This window comes from Actinomycetes bacterium (assembly GCA_036000965.1).
Taxonomy (GTDB): Bacteria; Actinomycetota; CALGFH01; order CALGFH01; family CALGFH01; genus DASYUT01.
Genome location: DASYUT010000320.1, coordinates 12,977 through 30,041 on the forward strand (window position 1 = coordinate 12,977; position 17,065 = coordinate 30,041).

Below are 17,065 nucleotides of genomic sequence, written 5' to 3' on the forward strand. Positions count from 1 at the left end.
TCTAGGAGAAGTGGGGCCGGGGCCCCGGGCCCGAGCCGCCGGGACCGGACGGCGCAGCGTGGCCGGCCGCCCAGAGCCTCGCCTGGGCGATCCTCGCCATGGTCGGCGGGTGGCTCGAGAACCAGGCGACCAGCAGGCGGTTCGGGCGGAGGTCGGCCCGGTTCTCGAGGGCGAGGCGGCGCTCCACGGCGACCGCGGTGGCCGCGTCGCCCGACACCTCGAGGGCGGTCCAGTCGGCCCTCGCCTCTGACCACCGGCTCACCAGGCCCGCGACCGGAGCGGCCGCGAGGCCCGCGAGCGTCGCCATGAGCAGCACGGCGGGGGCGGCCAGCGGGTCGCCGAGGCCGGCGACGCCGAAGGCGTCCCCCACGGCGGGCAGGCCGAGGAGCAGATCGGCCCCGAGCACCCCGACCGCGGCGGCGGCGGCAGCGGCCGCCGTGCCCCAGAACACGTCGCGATGGCGCACGTGGGCCAGCTCATGGGCCAGCACCAGGGTGACCTCGTCCTCGCCGGCCCGCTCGACCAGGGTGTCGTAGACGACCACCCGCCGGGTGCGGCCGAGCCCGGACACGTACGCGTTCACCTTGGTCGTGCGCCGGCTCGCGTCGGCCACCAGCACGTCGGAGACCGGCACCCCCATGCCGGCCGCCATGGCGAGCACGCGCTCCCGGAGCGGGCCCGCTGGCAGGGGCGAGAAGCGGTTGAACAGGGGCTCGAGCACGACCGGCCCGAGCAGGCTGAGGGCGACGACCAGCGCGGCGGCGACCAGCGCGGCCGTCCACGGGTACCCGGGCGGCCGCCCGCGGGCGGCCAGGACGAGCGCGGCCACCGGCAGCGCGGCGAGCACCAGGCCGACGGCCCGAGCCTTGAGCCAGTCGGCCGCCCACGCGGGCAGGCGCTGGGCCGACAAGCCGGCGCGCACGTCCTGGCGCCAGGCCCGGACCGAGAACGGCAGCGTGGCGATTGCCTGGGCGACGACCACCGCGGCCGCGGCCAGGGCGGCCCGACCGGGCACCCAGTCGCCCGCGAGTCCGGCGAACCGGCTCACCGCCGAGCGTCCGGTGCCTGTCAGGGCGAGGACCGCCAGGACCAGCAGCTGCACGGCGAGCGTGGCCAGGGCCCACCGCTGCCGCGGCTTGGCGTAGCCGACGCAGGCGCGGATCTCCTCCGCGGTGAACGCCTCGAGCGGGTCGCCCGCCGGAGGGCGGGGCACACGGGTCACAGCTGGCGCCGGACCCAGGCTGCCCAGCGCGCCTCGGCCACCTCGAGGCCGATCCCGAGAACCCGGCGGAAGCTGGCGTCCTGCTCGAACGGGGTGGGCCTGTCGTCGCCGGCGAACGACTGGTAGAGCGCCTGCAGCTTGGCGTTGCCGTAGGTCCTGGCCACCCAGAGGCAGAACGAGGAGCCCTCGTCGTAGGCGACGGCCACGTCGTTGCTGCCGCGGAAGAGGTCGTCGGCGGGGAGGAGGCCGTCGAAGCCGCCGGCGCGGACCTGCTTGGTGAGCGCCGGCCGTGTGACCGAGAGCGGCGCGCTGACCCCCCGCAAGGCGACGTAGTCGGCGAAGCCCTCCACGAGGTACAAGGGCACGCCGCCACCGAGCCTGCGGGTGGCCACGTGGGTCATCTCGTGGGTGGCGACCACCTGCAGGTTGAGCCGGTCGTAGAGCCTGACGTTGGAGGTGTTGACGATGATCCGGTTGCCCTGGACACGCTCGGCGCCGGCGCGGGCCGACTCGATCGAGGAGGAGGACACTGCCGCGACCCGCGAGAGGTCGTTCGCGCCGACCATCCGCTCGGCCTCGTCCTGGTCGCGGGGGACCAGGACCACCACCTTGCGCTCCCACGGCTGCGACCAGCTCCGGGCGATCTGCGCATAGGCGTCGTCGGCCGCGGCCAGCAGCCGCGTCGCCAGCGTCTGGTCCCCTGGGTGGTAGACCACCAGGGTGCGCTGGCTCCTGACCGTCCGCAGGGGCCCGCCGTCCCAGATCTCGGTGTCGTCGGCGCCGAAGGGCCTGGCGTCGCCCTGCCCGCCGATCCGCCAGCCGTCGGGGGTCTCCACGAAGGTGTAGTAGACGTGCGCGAGCACCGGGCTGGCGTCCTGCCCGACGAACTTGTAGCGGGCCTGGACCTCGGGAAGGTAGACGCGCGCGGGGGCGTAGCGGCGCCTGACCGACGCCGTGGCCAGGTCGTCGGACGGCTTGACGATCCGGAAGGTGAAGCCCGCGAAGGGCGCGGTCGCCATGCGGTCGAACAGGCGGCTCTGGGCTGCGTAGTAGCTGGTCCGGCGCCGGTCGACGACGCTGAGGAACGCGGCCTTGTCACGGCCGAGGATGGCCCGGGCCCGGGTCTGGAGGAGCCGGGAGACCTCCGCGCCGGGGTGGGCGCGGGCGGGCGCGTTGGCCTGGCCGGGGAGTGGCCGCTGGGCCACCGGCTCCCGCGCGGGCCGGGCCACCAGGGAGACCGCGACCAGCAGCAGGACGACCATGGCGGCCAGGGCCGCGAGCACCCACCAGGCCCGGCGCGGCCGGGCCGGTGCCGGCGGCGTCCCCCACCCGGGCGCGGGCGGCGCTCCCCATCCCGCAGCCGGTACCGAGCCGGGCGGGGGCGGGCCCCACCCGGGCGCGGGCGGCGGCCCGGGGCGGGGCGGGGGCGGCGGCCCGGGGTGGGACGGAGGCGGAGGCAGGCCCCACGCCGCAGGCGGCGGGGCGCCGGGTGGCCGCGTGAGCGGCGGCGCGGCCGTGCGAGCGGGCCGTGGCGCCTCCCCGGGCCGCGGTGCGAGGGGCACGACCCACGGTGGCGGGCCGGGCGGATGCGAGCCGGGCGGATGCGAGCCGGGCGGATCCGGGCCGGGCGGATGCGAGCCGGGCGGATCCGGGCCGGCCGGTGGCGGGCCGGGCGGGTGCGGGCCGGCTGCGGCGTCCTTCCCGGCCGTGGGGGCCCGCTCGGGCGTGGCGGGGGCCGCCGGAGGCTGGGACGAGGGCTCCGGGACGGAAGCGCTCGGGGCGCCGTCGGATGGCTTCATGACAGATCAGGCTTCATGACAGATCAATCGTAACCGGCGGGCCCCACTTGGTGACCGCCTGTGGATGGGTGGCCGCAGCCCCCGCCCGGGGGAAGCGAGGGCTGCGGCCAGCCTGGGACCGGGGGAAGGGTCGGGCGGGGGCGATCCCGTCGCTGCTCGACCTCGGAGCTGGGATGCGCCGGACGAGCGGGCCGGTCTGCTCGAGGCGGGCGGGCTTCGTCAGGGGCGTCCCGCCCCCACGTAGTCGCGGCGGTCGATGCCCGACACCCGCACGGTCCGGCCCGAGGAGGGGGCGTCGACCATGCGGCCGGCACCGACGTAGATGCCGACGTGGTGGATGGGGCTGCCGAAGAACACGAGGTCGCCGGGTTGCAGCGCGGCGCGGGCCACGTGCGGCAGCGCGGCGTACTGCTGGCGCGAGGAGTGCGGCAGGCTCACCCCGGCCTTGCCCCAGGCGTACATGGTCAGCCCCGAGCAGTCGAACGAGCTCGGGCCGGCCGACCCCCAGTGGTAGGGCTCGCCGACCTGGGCGAGGGCCACCCGGACGGCGACCGCGGCCGACCCCCGAGCTGGCGGCAGGTTGCCTGGGAGCGCGACCGGCGCCGGCTCGCCGACCTGTGCCCGGACGCGCTCGAGGCCCTGCAGCTTGCGCACGAGGGCGAGCTTGCGGGCATTGATGCCGGCGACCTCGGCGGCGGCCGCGGCCCTGGCCCTGCGCACCTGGGCCATGGCGCTGACCAGCGCCCGGCGCTGCACGCCAGCGGTGGCGAGCAGGTCACCGTCGGACTGGGCGAGCAGGTCGAGCGTCTCGACCCGGTCCACTACGGTGGCCGAGTCGCCGTCCGACAGCAGGGCCGACACCGAACTGAGGCCGCCGCCCTTGTACTCGGCGGCCGCCCGTGCGGCGATGCGCTGGCTGGTCGCGGTCATCGCCTGCTGCTGGAAGGCTGCATCGCGCTCGGCCTGGGCGAGCGCGGCGGTGAGCCGTGCGAGCTCGATGCGGGCCTCGTTCAGCTGCTCGTCCAGCTGGGAGACCTGGTTGCCGAGCCGCTCAACGTCGGCGCGGGTCGGGGTGGGGTTGGCGGTGGCGGGGACCGCGAGGGCAACGACGCCCGCGGCGAGGGCGAGGGGGACGAGCCGCCGGACGGCTGCTCGCAGCGCCCCAGGCCGCTGGGGGGCGGACACGTCGACGTGATCTCCCTTCCGTGGGGGCCGGATGGGTGAGAACTCCTCGCTCTCGAGCGCCGCGCCGACGAGGCATCGCGGTCGCTTCCATTTGCCTGCCGTAGACCGCGCGGCGGCAGAACGCTAACGAGCCGACAAGCGACCATGCAAGTCCGCCGGAACCGACGCTCCTGTCGGCGGGCGTCATCGAGAGCCGCCCGTACGGCCGTCGCCACTTCCCATCGGGCCACCCCAGGCGTAGACTCTCGAACGCATGTTCGAGAGTCTACGCCTGGGCGTCTGCTGGTCGCGGGCCTCGAGGGATGCTGTCACACCCCCTGGCTATGGTCTGGTCCGGCGCAGGGCACATCCGACGGAGGCAGGAAGGACGCGACGATGGCACACAACGACGAGCTGCTCCGCATCAGCTGCGACGGCTGCCCTGGCGGCGCCGCGTGCCAGGACTGCCTGGTCGACTTCATCCTGGCCGAGCGCGACGCCCTGGTCGTCCAGCTGCGGGCCGGCACGGAGGGCGGCAGCCGGACCCTCGGCGCCCTGGAGCCGGAGCTTGAGCATGCCCTGAACACCCTGATCGGCGCCGGGCTGCAGCCCGAGCTGCTGGCCGTCCGGCGCTCCGGCGACATCCAGCGCGCGTCCTAGCGGGCGCCGAGGCCGAGCAGCGCCGGTGAGCGTGTCACGCTCGCGCCGAGCGCGGCGGCCCGCTCCCGCAACTCGTTGTCGGACGACACCACCACCACCGGCCGATCGGGCTGCTCGGCGTTGACCATGGCCACGATCTCGTCGTCGGCGATCCGCTCCGCCTCGGTGAACACCACCCTGACCGCGCCCATGCCGACCTTGGTGTTGTGCATCGGGCCAACATCGGCGCCGTCGAACACCACCGTGATCTGGGCGCCCCAGCGCCTGGCCAGGCGGCGGCACAGGTCCAGCAGCAGGGTGCGCTGATCCTCGAGGCTCCGGTCGGGGAACCCTCGCTCGTGCTTGGTCACGTTGTAGCCGTCGACCAGCACGAGCACGTCCGGCGTGGCCATCCAGGCGAGCAGCGTCTCGGGGTGGTCGGCGTCGCGCCCTGCTGGCACCGGCAGTGGCTCGCGGCGGGCCGGACGCTGGACGGGCCGGCCGGCACCAGGCGAGCCCTCCTCGGCAAGCCCGGTCGCCCGGCGCAGCGCGGCCAGGTCGCGCTCGAGCACGCCAACCGCCTCGGCCACCACCGGGTCGACCCGGGTCGAGGACCGTCGCAGGGCACGGTACTGCCGCTGGCTCTCGGCCAGCCGCGCCTGCACCTCGGCGAGCCGGCCGTTCAGGCGGCGCTGCTCGGACGCGGCCTCGGCCCTGACAGCCTGCACGGCGGCCTGGGCCCGGAACAGCTCCTGCTCGAGCGTCTGGGTCCGTTCGGCGAGCGACTGCACCTGCCGCTCGGCGCGGCGGAGCTCCTCACGGGCGGTCCTGGCGTCGTCGCGGGCGGCCCGGGCCGCGGCCGCCTCCGCCTCGGCCCGGGTCCGCGCCGCGTCCAGCTCGCTCTCGGCCTCGGCCAGGGCCGCCTCGGCTCGGGCCGCCTCGGCCCTGGCCTGGTCGGTGACTGCCGCCTCGGCGGCGGCCTGCACGGCGGCCGCACCATCACGCCCCAGGGCGATGCCGACCCTGGCCACCGCCTCCGGCGGCTCCCCGCTGGCGAGCGCGTCGGCGTGCCGGCCCGACCGCACCAGGCGGGCGAGGGTCTCCTCCTCGTCGAGGACGCGCCGGTCCACCGCCGTCCGGAACCCGGGGTCGACCTCGAGGCTCCGCCTCACCAGCGCGAGCACCCGCGGGTGCCTGAGCCGCCGCGGCGTCCAGGCCTGGTACTGCCGCAACGCCCCGGGCAGGTCGGTGGGTGAGGCCGCCCGCAGCGCGGCCAGGGCGGCGTCCAGGTAGCCGGCAAGCAGCGGCTCAGGCACGTCGGGCAGGGCCGCGGCCGCCGCTAGGTCCGCGGCCGCCGGTTCCTCCAGGGCGTCCACCCGCGGGTTCCCGTTGCTCCCGGGCACGGCGGCCGGGGCGCTGCCGCCGGCCAGGCTCGGGGACTCCTCCGCTGGGCCGTTCTCGGATGCGCCGGCCGTGCTCATGGGCCAGCCGGCTCTAGGCCGTTGCGACCGAAGGCCGGGACCACCTCGACCTGGGTCGCCGAGCCGCACCAGCGGCAGCGCACCGTCTCGGCCACGGCCGAGAGGTCGCGCTCCTCCTCCACGGTCAGCTCGCCCGCCACCGTGTAGTGCCAGAACGCGGCCGTCCGCCTGCTCGACACCACGTCGAAACGGGTGAGGTTGCCGCAGGCGGCGCAGCGCAGCCGCTCCCCCTCGCAGGGAAGGGCGAACCGTTGGTCGGGATGCTCGGGCACGCTACCTCCCCAGGCCGGTCGGGCTGTCGTAACCAGGGTAACCGGGCCGGGCGAGCTGTGGGCGCGGTTCAGCCGTCGGTACTGTTCGAGAGGTTCGCGCCATTGTTTTTCTGGCCGCGGCCGAGCGGGTACGATCTGTGCCGTGGCTGACAAGACTGCATTCACCTTCCCGGGCCAGGGACGGGTGGCCAAGGGCAGCGGCAAGCCCTGGGCCGAGGACCCCGCGGGCTGGCCGTTCGAGCGCGCCTCGGAGCGGCTCGGCTGGGACGTGCTCGCGGCCATCGACGCTGGCGACGCCGCCCTGGCCGACACGCGCCGGGCCCAGCCGGCCATCTACACCCACTCGGCCGCCTGCTACCTGCTCGCCAGGAAGGAGGGGTTGCGGCCCGACCTCGTGGCCGGACACTCGCTCGGCGAGTACGCCGCGCTGCTCGCCGCCGGCGGGCTCACCTTCGACCAGGGCCTCGACCTGGTCGTGCGCAGGGCCGAGCTGGCCCACGAGGCGGGCGGGACCGGGGCCATGCGGGTCGTGCTCGGCCTGCCCGACCAGGCCGTGCGCCGCCTCTGCCGCAGCGTGCGCCACCAGGTCGGCAAGGTCTTCCTGGCCAACTCCAACGCCCCCGGCCAGGTCGTCATCTCCGGCGAGCCCGGCGCGGTCGAGGAGGCCGGGCGCCTGGCGCTGCTGGCCGGGGCCAAGCGGGTGCTCCCGCTGCCGATCGGCGGCGGCTTCCACACGCCGCTGATGAAGGCGGCCCGCCGCCCCTTCCGCGAGGCGGTCGACCGCATCCAGCTCCCCCGGCTCGAGGTCCCCCTGGTGTCCAACGCCAAGGCCAAGGTCGTGCGCAGCGGTCGTCGGGCCGGCCGGCTGCTGGCCAGGCAGCTCACCTCTCCGGTCGACTGGACCGGCTGCGTCGAGCGGCTCAGGGCGATGGGGACCACCAGGTACGTGGAGCTCGGGCCGGGCAAGGTGCTCGAGGGGCTGATCCGCCGCATCGACCCGCGGGCGGTCGTGATGATCGCCTCCACCCCCGAAGAGGTACGGGCCCTGGCTTCGGGCGGTCGCACCTGACCAACGCCTACCGGGTCACCTGAACCCACCATCCCCCGGCAGTGTCGCGCAGTGGAGGCTTCCGTGAGTGCAGGCGACCTTGTCGAGGCGGGACGCAACCACGTCGCCTTCGGCCGCGTCGGCGAGGCCATGGCCTGCTTCACCCGCGCCGCGGACGATCCCGAGCAGGGCGCCGAGGCGCTCAGCCTGCTGGCCGCCGCCTACCTCCTGCCCGGCGCCCTGGCTCCCGAGCTCGCGCTGGCCAGCGCGCACCGGGCCGCCCGCCACCCGGCCGTCGGCCCGGAGCACCTCACCCGGTGCGCGGCGGTCGCCCTGTCCGCCGGCGACCCCGTGTTCGCGGAGCAACTGGCCGGCCGGGTCGTCGCGGTCACCGTCCATAGCGAGGGGGCGGTGCCCATCCTGGCCACGGCCCGGCTCCGCCTGGGTGACCGGGCCGGGGTCGACCGCCTGCTCGCCCGGGTCGAGCAGGCGGCGGGCCCTGGCGTGTTCTGGCACCGCCTTGTCGTGGAGGCGTCGGCGAACGGCTGGGTCCGCGAGGCGCTGGCTGCCCGGCGGGCGATGCGGCTGGCCGGCCTGCGCGCCCCCGGCCCCGGCTACGTCCTGATCCGGGCCGTGCCGCCGGTGCTGTACGTGGGCGTGCTGCTCACGGCCCTGGTGCTCGCGCTCGCCGGGCCGAGTCGGGCCCTGGCCGAGCTGTCGCTTGGTGGGCTGCTCGCGCTCACCGGCCTGGCGGTCCGAGCCGACGTCACCGACCAGCGCTTCGGCTCGGCAGCGGCCGGGCTGGTCTGGATGCTGGCGGCGGCCTGTGCCTCGCTGCGGCTCTGGAGCGCGTAGGCGGCGCACCCAGACTCCCGGGGTGGAGCGCGTAGGCGGCGCACCCGGAATCCGGGGGTGGAGCGCGTAGGCGCCGCACCCGGAATCCGGGGGGTGGCGGCGTCCCCAATTCCGCCCAGCGCTTGATCTCGAACACACGTTCCCATAGCTTCCGTCCTGGGAACCGGACGGGAGGGACATGGTGCGGGCGATCCAGCAGAGCCTCGAAGACCTGGGCACGCCGCTCGTCGACGTCGAGTTCGTGGTGCTCGACCTCGAGACCACCGGCGGCTCCCCCGTCCACGACCGCATCACCGAGGTCGGCGCGGTCAAGGTGCGCGGCGGCGAGGTCATCGGCAGCTTCCACACCCTGGTCCACCCGGGGATCCCCATCCCCCCGCTGATCACCGCGCTCACCGGGATCACCGACCCCATGGTGGCGGGGGCCGAGCCCATCGAGGTGGTGCTCCCCTGCCTGCTCGAGTTCCTCGGCAGTGCGGTGTTCGTGGCCCACAACGCCACCTTCGACTGGCGCTTCCTCCAGGCCAACCTGGAGCGGCACGGCTACCGGCGGGCCGGCAACCAGGTCGTGTGCACGGCCCGGCTGGCCCGCAAGCTGCTCTCCCGGGACGAGGTGCCCAACGTCCGGCTGGCCACGCTCGCCGCCTACCTCGGCGCCTCGGTGGCGCCGTGCCACCGCGCGCTGACCGATGCCAGGGCGACCGTGGACGTGCTGCACGCCCTGCTCGAGCGGGCCGGGTCGTTCGGGGTGCTGGCGCTCGAGGACCTGCTGGAGTTCCCCTCGGCCCGGGCCGACGTCACCTTCAAGAAGGTCCATCTCGCCGACCGCCTGCCCCACACCCCCGGCGTCTACCTGTTCCGCGACGCCGCCGGCCGGGTGCTCTACGTCGGCAAGGCCAAGGACCTGCGCACCCGGGTCCGCTCGTACTTCTCCGGCGACAGCCGGGCCAAGGTCGTCAACCTGCTGCGCGAGCTGGCAACGATCGACCACGTGGCCTGCGCCACCGAGTTCGAGGCCAGCGTGCGCGAGGTCCGGCTCATCCAGCACCACCGGCCCCGGTACAACCGGCGCAGCCGCGACCCGGAGCGCTACTGTTACCTCAAGCTGACCCGCGAGCGGTTCCCGCGTGTGTCGCTGGTCCGCCGGGTGTTGGCCGACGGGGCGCGCTACCTCGGCCCGTTCACCTCGACGAACCAGGCCGAGCTGGTCAAGTCGGCGATCGAGGACGCCCTGCCGCTGCGGCGCTGCGCGGTCAGGATCGGCCCGCGCACCCGCATGTCCGCCTGCGCCCTGCTCGAGCTGGGTCGCTGCCTGGGCCCGTGCACCCAGGGCGTCTCCCCGGAGGCCTATGCCGCCGCGGTCGCCCCGCTCGAGGCCGCCTTCGAAGGCGACCCCGGGGCGCTCCTGGAGCCGCTGCACCGGCACATGGCGGCCTATGCGGCCAGCCAGCGCTACGAGCAGGCCGCGGCCGCCAGGGACCGGCTCGACGCACTGACCCGGGCCCTGGCCGACTACCGGCGAGCCCGCTCCCTCACCGGCGTCGACGAGATCGTCCTCGCCCGCGGCCACGCGGACGGGCGTGAGGTCACCATCCTGCGCCGTGGGCAGCTCGCCGCCGTCGCCATCCTTGCCCCTGGCGACCTGCTCGGGCTGGACGGGCTGCGCGCCGCCGCGACCGAGCCCGAGCGGTTCACGGGCCCGCCCCCCCGCCACCTGGCCGACGAGGTCCACCTCGTGACCCACTGGCTCAACGGCGTGGCCGGCGAGGCCGAGCTGCTCGCCGTCGACGGCTGCCTGACCAGCCCGTCGGTGGGCGGCGCCATCCTCCAGGTGCGCTACGACCGCCGCCGCTCGGCCACGCCGCGACCTCCTGGCGAGGCCCGCGGCCGCCCCCAGCCACGCCCCACGTCACGACGGCGCCGAGGACCGGACGGCTCCTCGAAGGAGCCTGGTGATCGTGCCGCGCCCGATGTCATGACGCGACGGCCCGGATCGGGCAGATGATCCCGCCCCGACGTGACCGGGAGCCGCTGATCGGCCCACCGGTGCCCCGGCCGGCCGACCGGGCGGCCCGGGGGCACCGGCCTACAATGGGGCCTGGATCGGGGCCTGCACCGGGCCTGCATCCCGGGTTGGAGGGCAGCGAATGGAGCAGCGTTCCGTCGTCATCGCGTCGGCCAGGCGCACCCCGATGGGCAGGTTCATGGGCGCGTTCGCCGACGTGCCAACCGTCGACCTCGGGATCGCGGCGGCCCGGGCCGCGCTCCACACGATCGGCCTCGACCCCGCCGAGGTGCAGGAGACGGTCGTCGGCCACGGCAGGCAGGCCGGCAACGGGCCCAATCCGGGCCGGCAGGTGTCGGTGCGCGCCGGCGTGCCCGTGACCGTCCCCGCCTACACGGTCAACAAGGCGTGCGGGTCGAGCGCCAAGGCGCTCACCCTGGCGGCCGGCTCGATCCTGCTCGACGAGATGGACGTCGCCCTGGTCGTCGGCATGGAGAACATGACCCGCACCCCGTACCTGCTGCGCGGCATGCGCGGCGGCTACCGCATGGGGAACGCGACCGTTGAGGACGGCATGTCCGCCGACGGCTTCATGGACCCGCTGGCCGGCATCGGCATGGGCGAGACAGCCGAGAACCTGGCCGAGCGCTACGACGTGAGCCGGGAGGAGCAGGACGCGTTCGCGCTGCAGTCCCAGCGCCGGGCGGCCGCAGCGTGGGCCGACGGCCGCTTCGCCGACGAGGTCGTCCCGGTCGAGACCAGCGACGCCGGGTCGCGCACGGTCACCGTCGAGCGCGACGAGCAACCTCGCCCCGGCACCACCCTGGAGACCCTGGCCAGGCTCAAGCCCGTGTTCCGCACCCCAGGCACGGTCACCGCCGGCAACTCCTCGGGCATCTGCGACGGCGCCGCCGCCCTGGTGGTCATGACCGAGGCGGCCGCCAGCGCCCGTGGCATCGAGCCGCTGGCCCGGGTGGTCGGCTGGGCCAGCGCCGGGGTGGACCCGGCGATCATGGGCTGGGGCGTGGTCCCGGCCACCCAGAAGCTGCTCGCCAAGCTCGGCTGGTCCCTCCCGGAGATCGACGTCGTCGAGGTCAACGAGGCGTTCGCCGCGCAGGTGCTGGCCTGCGACAGGGAGCTGAAGTTCGACTGGGAGCGCACCAACGTCAACGGCGGCGCGATCGCCCTTGGGCACCCCATCGGCATGACCGGCGCCCGCATCGTCGGCGCGGCCGCCCACGAGCTGCGCCGCCGGGGCGCCCGGCGCGGCCTGGCCACCCTGTGCATCTCCGGTGGCCAGGGCATGGCCGTGGGCCTGGAGCGCGTGGGCTGAGGCGTGGCTGTGCCATCATCCGGTGATCGGCAGATCCACCGGACAGGTCCGGAGCCCTGCCGTCCGGGCCGGACGGCACCGACCGAAGGAGCCAACCAGATGGTCACCGCGATCGTGCTCGTCACCTGCGAGGTCGACCGCACCCCGGAGACGGCCCAGGCCCTGGCCGACCTGGACGGCGTCACCGAGGTGTACTCCGTGGCCGGCGACTGGGACCTGGTCGCCATCGTGCGCGTGGGCGACCACGACGACCTCGCGTCGGTCGTCACCGAGCAGATCCGCAAGGTGGCCGGGGTGGCGGCCACCCGCACGATGATCGCCTTCCGGACCTACTCCCACCACGACCTCGACCAGCTCTTCTCGGTCGGGTTCGAGGCTGGCGAGGGGCAGCCGGACTGACCAGGGCCGATGAGCTTCCAGGCAAGCCGATGAGCCTCCGAGCAAGGCCGATGAGCTTCCAAGCTCCCGAGGAACACCGGGCCGGCGACCTGCTGCTCCGCTCCTACCACCCGGGTGACGGGCCCGAGCTGCACCGGGCCGTGGTCTTGTCCTACGCGCACCTGCGCACGTTCATGCCCTGGGCGCGGGCCGACACCAGCGTGGAGCAGTCGGAGGAGACTGTCCGCCGGTTCCGGGCCACCTGGCTGCTCGGCGAGGAGTGGGTCGTGAGCGCCTGGCGGTCCGAGAAGCTCGTCGCCGGGACCGGCTTCCACCTGCGGGGCCGGCCCCTTGACGCCGGCGTGGCCGATGTCGGCATGTGGGTCCGGGCCGACGAGGCCGGGCGCGGGCTCGGCACCCGCGTGCTCCAGGCGATGGTCGACTGGGCCGACGTGGCCTGGCCGTTCTACCGGCTCACCTGGAGCTGCGACGCCAGGAACGGCGCCTCGGCCCGGGTCGCCGAGAAGTGCGGGTTCACGCTCGAAGGCCGGCTGCGGGAGGACGAGCGCGACCACCTCGACCCGTCGTTCCGGCGCGACACCCTGCTGTTCGGGCTGCTCCCAGCCGACCCGCGGCCCTGGCGCGCCACGGGCTGATCCCTGGAAGTGCTTCGGCTGCTCCCAGCCGACCCGCGGCCCTGGCGCGCCACGGGCCGACCCGGACGTGCGCTGACCCCCGAACATGCTTTGGGGGGCGCCTGCGGCCCAGGCATCCCAGTTCCGACGGCCAAGTTCGGCCGTGGTCAGGCCGGGTCGGCGGCGACCCGGCGCGACACCTCGACCCAGGCCTCGAGGACCGCGACCGCCCGGCCCTGGTCGATCGAGCGGGCGGCCAGCTCGAGGCCGTCCATGAGGCTCAGTGCCGCGTCCGCCGCGACCAGCGCCGCCGCCGTGTTGAGCAGCACCATGTCCCGCGGCGGGCCACCCTCCCCGGCCAGCACCTGCTTGGCGATGGCTACGTTGCGCTCGACGTCCCCGCCGACCAGGCTCTCCCGGGTGGCAGGGGGCAGGCCCAGCGCCTCCGGGTCCACCTCCATCTCCCGCACGCCCTCCTGGCCGACGTCCAGCAGCGTCGAGGTCGTGGTGGTGGTCAGCTCGTCGAGCCCGTCGTGGCCGTGGAACACCAGAGCGTGCCTGGTGCCGGTGCGCCGCAGCACCTCGGCCATGATCGGCACCATCCGGCTGTCGGCCACCCCCACCGCCTGGTGCCTGGCCCGGGCCGGGTTGGCCAGCGGGCCGAGGAAGTTGAACACTGTGGGCACCCCCAGCTCCCGCCTGGGCGCGGCGGCGTGGCGCAGCGCGGGGTGGAACAGCGGCGCGAAGCAGAACCCGATCCCGGTCTCCGCGATGGTCGCCGCCACCCCCCCGGGCGGCAGTGCGATCGCCACCCCGAGCGCCTCGAGCAGGTCGGCGCTGCCGCACCGGCCCGAGGCGGCCCGGTTGCCGTGCTTGGCCACCCGCTGCCCGGCCCCGACCGCGACGATGGCCGACAGCGTCGACACGTTGAACGTGCCCGCCCGGTCCCCGCCCGTGCCGCAGGTGTCGAGCAGGGGGCCAGGCACCTCCAGGGGTGCCGCCGCGTCGAGCATGGCCCGGACCAGCCCGGCCACCTCCGCTGCGGTCTCCCCCTTGATGCGCAGGCCGGTCGCGAAGGCGGCGATCTGCGCCGGCGTGGCCTCGCCGGCCAGGATCGTCTGCATGGCCGCGCCAGCCTGCGCCTCGGTCAGGTCCTCGCGGCGGAGCAGGGGACCGAGAACGTGCGGCCAGGTGAAGGGGGCATGCTCGGTCACTGAAGGCTCCTGGTTCGTCGCGGACCTACGCGGCTGTCAAGCCTACCGGGAACGTCTGTTCCGCGGTGCTCGCCGATGCCGGGGCCACGCTCAGGGCCCGCCGAACAACGTGGTCTCGCCACGAGGAGCTCCACAGGTCGGCAGCGTCTGCATGGCCACGTTACCGTGCAGCGGGCCCTCAGGCCGGGGCGAGCTCCGAGGCGACCGACTCGACCGCGTCGAGGGCGCGGCGGATGTCGGCCACCGAGGCGGCGTAGGAGAAGCGCAGGTAGCCCTCGCCGTGCGCGCCGAAGGCGGTGCCGGGCAGGCAGGCCACGCCGGCGCGCTGGAGCAGCTGCTCGGCCAGGTCCCCGGCGGGCATGCCGAGGTCGTGCACGTTCGGGAACACGTAGAAGGCGCCCCCCGGCTCGACGCAGCGCACCCCGGGGACGCCGTTGAGGCCGGCCACGATCACGTCGCGGCGCCGGCCGAACTCCTCCACCATCGCGGTGACCGGGTCCCAGGGGCCCTCCAGGGCGGCGATGGCCGCGAACTGGCTGAACGCCGAGGTGCATGAGACCGAGTTGATGACGAGCCGGCTCACCGGCTCGACCAGGGCGGGCGGGAACACGCCGAAGCCCAGGCGCCAGCCGGTCATCGCGAAGGTCTTGGACCACCCGTCGAGCAGGATGGTGCGCTCGGCCATGCCGTCGACGTCCAGCACGCTGGCGTGCGTGCCGCCGTAGCTGATGGCCCAGTACACCTCGTCGGAGAGAACAAGGAGGTCCCGCTCCAGGGCCACCCGGGCGATGGCCTCGACGTCGGCGCTGGTGAGCGCGCTGCCGCACGGGTTGTGGGGCGAGTTGAGGATCAGCAGCCGGGTGCGGTCGGTGACCAGCGACGCGAGCTCGCCGGGGTCGATGCGGAAGTCGTTCGCCTCCCGCAGCGGCACGGGCACGGGGGTGGCGCCGGCGAAGGCGGCGATCGACTCGTACATCGGAAAGCCCGGGTCCGGGTAGAGGACCTCGTCGCCCTCCTGGCAGAGCGCGAGGATGGTGAAGAACATGATCGGCTTGGCCCCCGGGGTGATGATCACCCGGTCCGGCGGGGCGGCCAGCCGCCCGGTCCGCTCGAGGAACGCCGCCACCGCCTCGCGGGCAGGCATGATCCCCGGCGCGGGCACGTAATGGGTGTGGCCCTCGGCCAGGGCCTGCTCGGCCGCGGCCTTGACGTGCGCGGGGGTGTCGAAGTCGGGCTCGCCGATCTCGAGGTGGATGATCTCGCGCCCGGTCGCCTCCAGACCCCGCGCCCTGGCCAGCATCTCGAAGGCGGACTCGGTCCCCAGCCGCCCCATCCGGTCCGCGAGCTTCATCCCGACTCCGTTCGCCTCGACTGCCCGTCGACCCCTGAAGCGGAGCATAGGGGTCGACGGGATGCGGGTAAACGCCCGCGGGCTCGAAGCGGCCGGCCCCACCACGCATACTCGGCACGCTGGCAGGACCGATCGTGCAGAGAGGAGCGGCGGCATGGATGGTGGCAAGGCGCCAGGTGGCAAGAGGCCGCTGGGTGGCAAGGCACCAGGTGGCAAGGCGCCAGGTGGCGGCAAGGCACCAGGTGGCGAGAGGCCGCTGGGTGGCGGGGAGGCGCCAGGTGGCGGGGACGTGGAGGTCGAGCTGGTCGCCGACGTGCACGCCAACGTGGGCGAGGGGCCGGTGTGGTGGCCGGAGGAAGGGCTGCTGCTATGGGTCGACATCACCCCGGGGCACGTCCACGTGCTCGACCCGGCCTCGTCCACCCGGCGCCTGCTCGAGGTCGGGCAGCCGGTGGGCGCGGTGGCGCCGCGCCGCGCCGGCGGGCTGGTCCTGGCCGTGCAGGAGGGCTTCGCCCTGGCCGACCTGGCCACGGGCGAGACCCGGACGGTGGCCCGGGTCGGCGGCGGGGACCCGTCGCTGCGGATGAACGACGGCAAGTGCGACCCCAAGGGCCGCTTCTGGGCGGGCACGATGGCGTTGGACGAACGCCCGGGCGCGGGCACGCTGTACCGGCTGGACGCCGACTACCGGGTCGAGGCGGTGCTCGACGGGCTCACCATCTCCAACGGCATGGGCTGGAGCCTCGACGGGCGCACCATGTACTTCATCGACAGCCCGACCCAGCGGGTCGACGCGTTCGACTTCGACCCGGAGCGGGGCGCGGTCGCCAACCGGCGGCCGCTGGTGGAGGTGCCGCCCGAGGCGGGGCTGCCCGACGGCATGACCGTCGACACCGAGGGGTTCCTGTGGGTGGCGCTGTGGGGCGGCTGGGCGGTGCGCCGCTACGCGCCCGACGGGACGCTCGACCGGGTCGTGCGCCTGCCGGTGAGCCAGGTCACGAGCTGCGCGTTCGGCGGGCCGGGCCTGGACCAGCTGTACGTCACCTCGGCCGCCCGCGACCTGACCGGAGACGCCCTGCGGCGCGAGCCGCACGCCGGCGCCCTGTTCCGCTGCCGCCCGGGCGTGCGCGGCCTGCCGGGCGTGGCATTCGCGGGTTGAGGCTCTCGGAGGCCTGCACGGCAAGGCTGTACGTGCCCCGGGCGTGGGTGCCCCGGTAGGCGGTCCTGGCCCGAACCAGCGCGCCAAGGGCGAGCAGGCCCAGCCCGACCAGGAGCAGCCCGAGCTGGTGAAGGGTGACGCCGGTGGTCGCCAGCGCGCCCGCCGCCCGCGCGGGCGGGCACGGCCGGGCGAACTGGTGGCTACCGATGACCAGCGTGTCACCCTGGGGGCCGACCGCGGTGGCCGAGACCTCGTCGAACCCGGCCAGCGAGACCCGCACGTCGACCCGCACGGTCCCCGTCGCGCTCGTCCTGAGCGGGACCGACCGCACCACCGGGCTCGACGCCTGCTCGCTGAGCAGCAGGGTGACTGGTGCGTTGCCGGGGAGCCCGGTGCCCGTCACGGTGAGGCTGCCGCAGGTCACGTTGGTGAGCGAGAGCATCTCGGTGGTCCTGGCTGCGCCCGTGCCCGGCACCAGCCACAGCACGGCTGCGGCGAGCCCGATCCGCA

16 protein-coding genes are annotated in these 17,065 nt (G+C 75.0%); 8 read left to right on the forward strand and 8 right to left on the reverse strand.

Features of this window, described 5'->3' with window-relative positions; genetic code table 11:
• Position 1: 1 nt before the first annotated feature.
• From VG276_29230 to VG276_29240, 3 genes are all read right to left on the reverse strand, one after another.
• The gene (locus VG276_29230; GenBank protein HEV8653370.1) at positions 2 to 1,213 is read right to left on the reverse strand and encodes a M48 family metalloprotease; all 1,212 of its coding nucleotides are present in this window, start codon (positions 1,211 to 1,213) and stop codon (positions 2 to 4) included.
• A 5-nt stretch (positions 1,214 to 1,218) separates the two neighbouring features.
• Entirely contained in the window at positions 1,219 to 2,505 is a 1,287-nt protein-coding gene (locus VG276_29235) for a hypothetical protein (GenBank protein ID HEV8653371.1), read from the reverse strand.
• 735 nt (positions 2,506 to 3,240) lie between these two features.
• Positions 3,241 to 4,206 (reverse strand): NlpC/P60 family protein, encoded by a 966-nt coding sequence (locus tag VG276_29240; protein HEV8653372.1) that lies wholly within the window; start codon positions 4,204 to 4,206, stop codon positions 3,241 to 3,243.
• A 375-nt stretch (positions 4,207 to 4,581) separates the two neighbouring features.
• Between VG276_29240 and VG276_29245 the strand changes: the two genes are divergently transcribed.
• On the forward strand, positions 4,582 to 4,845 hold the full coding sequence (locus VG276_29245) for a hypothetical protein (protein HEV8653373.1): 264 nt from the start codon (positions 4,582 to 4,584) through the stop codon (positions 4,843 to 4,845).
• Here VG276_29245 and VG276_29250 read toward each other — a convergent pair.
• Both VG276_29250 and VG276_29255 read right to left on the reverse strand, forming a co-directional pair.
• A complete protein-coding gene (locus VG276_29250; protein HEV8653374.1) occupies positions 4,842 to 6,305 on the reverse strand; it encodes an NYN domain-containing protein in 1,464 nt (487 codons plus the stop codon). The genes VG276_29245 and VG276_29250 overlap by 4 nt on opposite strands.
• Positions 6,302 to 6,577 carry a hypothetical protein gene (locus VG276_29255; protein HEV8653375.1) on the reverse strand — a complete coding sequence of 92 codons (276 nt, stop codon included), beginning with the start codon at positions 6,575 to 6,577 and terminating at the stop codon, positions 6,302 to 6,304. The genes VG276_29250 and VG276_29255 overlap by 4 nt, the downstream gene beginning before the upstream one ends.
• A gap of 142 nt (positions 6,578 to 6,719) precedes the next feature.
• On the opposite strand from VG276_29255, the gene fabD reads away from it, so the two are divergent.
• From fabD to VG276_29285, 6 genes are all read left to right on the forward strand, one after another.
• Positions 6,720 to 7,646: an ACP S-malonyltransferase gene (gene fabD / locus VG276_29260; protein HEV8653376.1), complete on the forward strand. Its 927-nt coding sequence runs from the start codon at positions 6,720 to 6,722 to the stop codon at positions 7,644 to 7,646.
• Between the two features lie 63 nt (positions 7,647 to 7,709).
• Complete coding sequence (locus tag VG276_29265) at positions 7,710 to 8,480, forward strand: hypothetical protein (protein ID HEV8653377.1); 771 nt, start codon at positions 7,710 to 7,712, stop codon at positions 8,478 to 8,480.
• A 178-nt stretch (positions 8,481 to 8,658) separates the two neighbouring features.
• Positions 8,659 to 10,485: a DEDD exonuclease domain-containing protein gene (locus tag VG276_29270; protein ID HEV8653378.1), complete on the forward strand. Its 1,827-nt coding sequence runs from the start codon at positions 8,659 to 8,661 to the stop codon at positions 10,483 to 10,485.
• Between the two features lie 142 nt (positions 10,486 to 10,627).
• Entirely contained in the window at positions 10,628 to 11,818 is a 1,191-nt protein-coding gene (locus tag VG276_29275) for a thiolase family protein (protein ID HEV8653379.1), read from the forward strand.
• A gap of 99 nt (positions 11,819 to 11,917) precedes the next feature.
• Positions 11,918 to 12,217: an Lrp/AsnC ligand binding domain-containing protein gene (locus VG276_29280; GenBank protein HEV8653380.1), complete on the forward strand. Its 300-nt coding sequence runs from the start codon at positions 11,918 to 11,920 to the stop codon at positions 12,215 to 12,217.
• A 50-nt stretch (positions 12,218 to 12,267) separates the two neighbouring features.
• On the forward strand, positions 12,268 to 12,852 hold the full coding sequence (locus tag VG276_29285; GenBank protein ID HEV8653381.1) for a GNAT family protein: 585 nt from the start codon (positions 12,268 to 12,270) through the stop codon (positions 12,850 to 12,852).
• A 146-nt stretch (positions 12,853 to 12,998) separates the two neighbouring features.
• Here the strand turns inward: VG276_29285 and trpD are convergent, their stop codons facing one another.
• Together trpD and VG276_29295 are read right to left on the reverse strand one after the other, a co-directional pair.
• Entirely contained in the window at positions 12,999 to 14,045 is a 1,047-nt protein-coding gene (gene trpD, locus VG276_29290; protein HEV8653382.1) for an anthranilate phosphoribosyltransferase, read from the reverse strand.
• Positions 14,046 to 14,223: 178 nt separating this feature from the next.
• Entirely contained in the window at positions 14,224 to 15,396 is a 1,173-nt protein-coding gene (locus VG276_29295; protein ID HEV8653383.1) for a pyridoxal phosphate-dependent aminotransferase, read from the reverse strand.
• A 289-nt stretch (positions 15,397 to 15,685) separates the two neighbouring features.
• On the opposite strand from VG276_29295, the gene VG276_29300 reads away from it, so the two are divergent.
• A complete protein-coding gene (locus VG276_29300; protein ID HEV8653384.1) occupies positions 15,686 to 16,555 on the forward strand; it encodes an SMP-30/gluconolactonase/LRE family protein in 870 nt (289 codons plus the stop codon).
• Here the strand turns inward: VG276_29300 and VG276_29305 are convergent.
• Positions 16,437 to 17,065, reverse strand: a 629-nt coding sequence (locus tag VG276_29305; protein ID HEV8653385.1) for a hypothetical protein, incomplete at its 5' end; no start/stop codon positions are given. The two genes, VG276_29300 and VG276_29305, sit on opposite strands and share 119 nt — an antisense overlap.